General features: G+C 51.7%; 4 protein-coding genes. 2 read left to right on the plus strand and 2 right to left on the minus strand.

Features of this window, described 5'->3' with window-relative positions:
• A partial coding sequence (gene hrpA, locus WCC56_RS11270; protein WP_424692457.1) for an ATP-dependent RNA helicase HrpA occupies positions 1-2372 on the minus strand: 2372 nt, incomplete at its 3' end.
• 234 nt (positions 2373-2606) lie between these two features.
• On the opposite strand from hrpA, the gene WCC56_RS11275 reads away from it, so the two are divergent.
• Entirely contained in the window at positions 2607-3212 is a 606-nt protein-coding gene (locus WCC56_RS11275; RefSeq protein ID WP_424692458.1) for an FMN-dependent NADH-azoreductase, read from the plus strand.
• A 116-nt stretch (positions 3213-3328) separates the two neighbouring features.
• On the opposite strand, the gene WCC56_RS11280 is transcribed toward WCC56_RS11275, so the two are convergent.
• Positions 3329-5299, minus strand: coding sequence for an acyltransferase family protein (locus WCC56_RS11280; RefSeq protein ID WP_424692459.1), 1971 nt, complete (start codon positions 5297-5299; stop codon positions 3329-3331).
• 792 nt (positions 5300-6091) lie between these two features.
• On the opposite strand from WCC56_RS11280, the gene WCC56_RS11285 reads away from it, so the two are divergent.
• On the plus strand, positions 6092-6254 hold a 163-nt coding region (locus tag WCC56_RS11285; protein ID WP_424692460.1), incomplete at its 3' end, for a type VI secretion system tube protein Hcp.

Genomic DNA, 6254 nt, shown 5'->3' on the forward strand with positions numbered 1-6254 from the left:
TCATCTACCAGAATGTCGCGGCGGCGGGATTTGTGTTCCAGCTCTTCCACTTCTTCGCGCAGCTTGAGGTTGGCTTTAAAGAACGCATGACGCGTCTGCCACTCACCCTCAACCAGTGCATTGCGGATAAACAGTTCACGGGACAACACAGGATCGATCTGGCTGTAGTTCACCTTTCGTGCCGCAACAATCGGCAGACCATAAAGCGTGACTTTTTCACTGGCCATCACCGCGCCCTGGGCTTTCTCCCAGTGCGGTTCGCTGTAGCTGCGTTTGATCAGATGCTGCGCGACTGGCTCAATCCATTCCGGATCGACCCGGGCAGCAATTCGTCCCCATAGTCGGCTGGTTTCCACCAACTCCGCCACGATGGTCCATTTTGGTGGCTTCCTGAAGAGACCAGAGCCAGGGAAAATGGAGAAACGGGCGTTGCGCGCACCGGTATATTCCTGCTTGTCGGCATCTTTCTGGCCGATGTGCGACAGCAAACCGGTGAGCAGCGCGGTATGCACACCACGGAAATCTGCGGGTTCGCTGTTCAGTGGAATGCCCTGTTCACGTACCACCTGGCGTAGCTGAGTATAAATGTCCTGCCACTCACGCACGCGCAGATAGTTAAGGTATTCCATCTTACATAACCGGCGGAACTGGCTGGAAGACAGCGCCTTCTGCTGCTCCTGCAGGTAATCCCACAGGTTCACATAGGACAGGAAGTCAGATTCTTTGTCGGCAAAGCGGCGGTGTTTTTCATCAGACGCCTGCTGCTTGTCTGCGGGACGCTCACGCGGGTCCTGGATAGACAGTGCGGAGGTGATGATCATAATCTCGCGCGTACAGGCATAGCGCTGCGCTTCCAGCACCATTTTTGCCAGACGTGGATCGACCGGCAGCTGCGCCAGCGAACGCCCCGATGTCGTTAATTTATAATGCTGATTTTCGCTCTGAGTGATCGCTCCCAGCTCTTCAAGCAATTTAACGCCATCCTGAATATTGCGCTTATCCGGCGCTTCCACAAAGGGGAAGGCAGCGATATCGCCAAGCCCCAACGCCGTCATTTGCAGAATGACTGACGCCAGGTTGGTGCGCAGAATTTCCGGATCGGTAAACTCCGGGCGGTTGATGAAATCGTCTTCTGAATACAGGCGGATACAGATCCCTTCAGAGACACGACCGCAACGCCCTTTACGCTGATTCGCCGAGGCCTGAGAAACCGGCTCAATAGGCAGACGCTGGACCTTAGTACGGAAGCTGTAGCGGCTGATGCGTGCTGTACCCGGATCGATAACGTATTTAATGCCCGGAACGGTCAGCGAGGTTTCGGCCACGTTCGTTGCCAGCACAATACGGCGTCCTGTGTGCGACTGGAACACGCGGTTCTGCTCGGCATTCGACAGGCGGGCATACAGCGGCAGAACCTCCGTATGGGGCAGATCGCGGCGGTTTAACGCATCCGCGGTATCACGAATTTCCCGCTCGCCACTCATAAAGATCAGGATATCGCCGCGGCTTTCCTGCCCCAACTCATCTACGGCATCAAAGATGGCCTGCAGTTGATCGCGGTCAGTGTCGTCAGCGTCTTCCACTACCGGACGATAGCGAACCTCAACAGGATAGGTCCGGCCCGACACTTCGATTACCGGCGCATTATGAAAATGTTTGGAGAAGCGCTGCGGATCGATGGTTGCAGAAGTGATGATCACTTTTAAATCCGGGCGACGCGGCAGCAATTCACGCAGGTAGCCCAGCAAGAAGTCGATGTTCAGACTGCGCTCATGTGCTTCATCAATAATGATGGTGTCGTATTGCATCAACAGGCGATCCGTCTGGATCTCCGCCAACAGGATGCCATCAGTCATCAGCTTGACCTGGGTGGTCTCACTGACCTGATCGTTAAAACGGACCTTGTAGCCAATGCAGCCGCCCAGGCTGGTTTCCAGCTCGTCGGCGATGCGATCGGCAACGGTGCGGGCAGCAAGACGCCTTGGCTGCGTGTGCCCAATCAGTCCGGTAATCCCCCTGCCCAGCTCCAGACAAATCTTCGGCAGCTGAGTGGTTTTCCCTGAGCCAGTTTCACCCGCAACAATCACCACCTGGTTATCACGGATGGCGTCGGCAATGTCCTGCTTCTTCTGACTGACCGGCAGGTTTTCCGGGTAACGGAGGGTCGGCGTCGCGGCCCGGCGGGTAGCGACACGCTGCTCGGCCACGGTAATTTCCGCGGCCAGCTCGTCAGCAATCGCCTGCATGGCTGCCGGTTTGCTGACTTTTTTAGCCCCGTGCAGGCGCTTCAGCAGACGCTGGCGATCGCGCAGCATCAGCGAGTCCAGGCGTGGGAAGAGCGCAGTCAGGGGAGAGTGAGGTGTGGTCGACATAAGGTAATAAACTCGCTAATTGCCGTCATTCCGGCAAACAACAGATGATTCGAAGGAATAAAATTTTGCGTAGTGTAGCACAGACAACCACTTAGCCATGACTCCGTGCAGTTAACCTTGTTCAGTAAATTCGAACATTGAGCTCAGAATATTGCACTATCACTGAGGGAGCTTTCCCCCTAGAGTGTAAATCATTGAGTGGAAGCCCTTTCACGTATCACACAGGAAATTATCATGAGCAAAGTTTTAGTTCTGAAATCCAGTATTCTTGCCGGTTATTCTCAGTCAAATCAGCTGGCCGATCACTTTATTGAAGAGTGGAAAGCCGCTCACGGTAGCGATGAAATCACCGTACGTGACCTGGCTGCGAACCCAATCCCGGTGCTGGATGGCGAACTGGTTGGCGCACTGCGTCCTTCTGATGCCACACTGACGCCACGTCAGCAGGAAGCTCTGGACCTGTCCAACGAACTGATTGCTGAAATTCAGGCTCACGACACCATTGTTATTGCGGCACCGATGTACAATTTCAACATCCCTACTCAGTTGAAAAACTATTTTGACCTGGTTGCCCGTGCTGGCGTGACCTTCCGTTACAGCGAAAACGGCCCTGAAGGCCTGATCACCGGTAAGAAAGTCGTGGTGATCTCCAGCCGTGGCGGCATCCATAAAGATACCCCAAGCGACCTGCTGACGCCTTACCTGAAACTGTTCCTTGGTTTCCTGGGCATGTCAGACGTGGAGTTCGTCTTCGCTGAAGGCATCGCTTACGGTCCGGAAGTGGCTACCAAAGCGGCTAACGATGCGAAAGATGTGCTGAAGCAGATCGTTGCTGCTTAAGTCGTGACTTTGCCGTAAAACTCAGACATAAAAAATGCCGGTCACCCAAAGTGGCCGGCATTTTTCATTGCAGATAAGCCTGAGCCCGTTCAGCCGCTCCCCGTTCATCAAGCGGGTTAAAGAGTGGATTTATACGCCAGACCTTTTACCTCGCTCGAAACAGGAGCAACACTCCTCGCGGCTCGCGTGGCTTTAATCGCTTGCCACATACTGGCGAATACCGGTGTCAGCGCTTTATTACCAAATTCGGACAAATGGTTACTGTCACGATACAGCGGCAAGCCCTCTTTCGAACCATAACAATATTTTTGATCGCACAGCGCCTGTGCCGCATCTAATAGCGTGACGTTATTGTTATTCAGCTCAATGTTATTCAGCATTGCCAACGCATCTTTATTACGTGATTCATACTCGGCGCGGGTTATTTGAATGCTGTCATAATTCCCAACCATCGCGTTACGGCTTAATTTCGAAATGACATCGAAATCAAACTCCGGCACGGGTGTCATGATAAAGACTTTGCGCCCTACCGCTGATAGCTCTTTCACTGCAGCACTGAAGTGGTTCTGATAGGCCGACAAGGAACTGTCGTTGCCTTTGAAACTGAATTCAGGCGAATACGTCACCGTATTATTCTCACCATGCAGATAAAGTGAAATACGGTTAATGACCAGAATCGAAGCATGGGGGTATTTGGTATTGATATCTTTAAGCGCGTTCTGCACAAACAACCCACAGCTCGGGCGGGACTTACGGGTAATATCCGGGATTGTCGGGCAACTGGACTGCGCAATATAAACGATGGAATCGTCCTGACCATTACTGCTGGAGACCACTGAAGACAGCAACGCGTTGGCATGGCTGTCGCCAATCACCACTAAATCCACATCACTGGCTTTATTGCCAAAGACACATTGCGGGGATTTCGCGCCATCAAGGACAAAGCAGCCGCGAGCCTGGGCAAATTTATCCTTTGAGTAGTCATCGATGGTTTTCACCAGTGCTGGCGCCCGGTATTGCAGCCCATTCATCATTAACACCGCCACACTTAAGCAGATAACCACAGCCGAACTCGCCAGCACGCGTGGCGTCTGGCTGAGGATCTTGGCGGAATTACGCTCAATAAACTGCCACGAAGCCCAGCCACACAACAACGACAGCCCCAGCAGCCCGACTTTATCCAGCAGGCTCATACCGAAACCGGCCAGGTTCCACATCACCAATAACGGCCAGTGATAAAGATAGATTGAGTAGGACCAGCTGCCGACTTTCTGCACCATGCCATTATTCAACAGCAGATTTTTATCCCCGCCGGAGTAGATAATCATGCAGGTGGCGACTACCGGGATAAGCGTTGCAAGCCCGGGCCAGGCCGTTTCGGCGTTCACCCACATCGCAGTGGCAATTAATACGGCCAGACCCAGCGTTGGGATCAGTTGATTGCCGCTCTGCTTGCCTTGCGAAGCGTAATAAACCAGCCCACCGGCCATCATCTCCCAGGCGCGCGTCGGCAACATAAAATAGGCCAGGCTGCCATGGTTTTTCGAAAGATACACCGCAAGCAGTAGCGAGATAACGCTAAATAGCGACAGTGCCAGGGCGTATTTTCTGCGAAAGAACTTTGCAATGACCATTAAGACAATGGGCAAGATAAGATAGAATTGCCATTCAACTGACAGGGACCAGGTGTGCAGCAGCCATTTATAGATAGCTCCCGCTTCAAAATAGCCTGACTCTTTGAAATAGACCACGTTAGAAATAAAGGTCAAACTGGCCGCGACATGTTTGGCTAAGGTGGCATATTCTTCCGGCGGGATCACGAAGTAACCGGTGAGCAGTAATAAGACGCACATCACCAGCAAAGGCGGAATAATTCTTTTACAGCGAGCAGCGTAAAACCCTGATAACGAGAAGGTTTGGGTATTCAATTTGGCGGAGATAATCCCCGTCATCAGGTAGCCCGAAATAACAAAGAACACATCCACGCCGATGAACCCACCGCTAAAGGTCATAAACCCAAAATGGTAAAGCAGCACCAGGATAACTGCATAGGCGCGCAATCCGTTGATATCACCCCGAAATTTCATGATATTCTTTCTCTGTTATCGTTATTATTTTCACGACGTTACAGTATCAATTCAGGGTTATCAATGAAGGTAATCTTAACTTTGACTGCGCTTTTTTAATGATAATCCGCTACCGCTGGCGGACAGGGTTTTATTTTAAGATTATCTTTATATTGCCAGGTGAGACGCTTTCACTGAAAGCCGCCCGTCATCGTTGGTACAAGCGAAAAACCACGAAGCAATCCTATATCGCCGCAGCCGTGCCGCTGAGCATAAACGGATCAGAAAACTCGCCCGCATCGAGCATTACGACGACCCTAAATAGGCGACAGGACTGGAGCTGCAAAAGCGCATAGAACGTGGCGAGCTGGTGGCAATGTCTGAAGATGCGTTTAAGCATGAGGTTACCAGATGGCCAGCAAGATACGCCAGCCAGCTGACCCCGGCCCGGTCGATCATTTGAGGCCACCACCGGTCACGCTGGCCAGTAACGAACTGCCTTACTAACTCATTTCATCATGCACCGCCGCCCGGCGGTGATTCTTATAGCCAGCACAAAATAGACGCTCAAAATCTGCCCTCATCAGACTGGCCATACTGGCACATTTCCCCCTGATTATTGCAATATCTCCCCTCGCCCATACTTACAACCAATTAAGTGCAAACTATAGGCTTACAACTGTTGCCGGTAGGCTGATTCGCTCATTTACGATGATGATCACTGCAAATCGTTAGGGCAGGCTTTTTATTTATTCATTAGTCCTTATAATGACTAAGGTTTTAGGAGTTAACTACATAAAAGGATGTTTAAAAATGCCCATTCCCGCATATCTCTGGTTAAAAGATGACAGCGGCGCGCCAATTCAAGGCAGCGTTGATGTGATGAAACGCGAAGGGAGTATTGAGGTGATCGGATTCTCCCACGGAGTTTCAATTCCTGTTGACCCATCTACTGGAAAGATTACCGGTACCCGTA

The sequence above is a fragment of the Erwinia sp. genome (assembly GCF_049696395.1).
GTDB lineage: Bacteria > Pseudomonadota > Gammaproteobacteria > Enterobacterales > Enterobacteriaceae > Erwinia.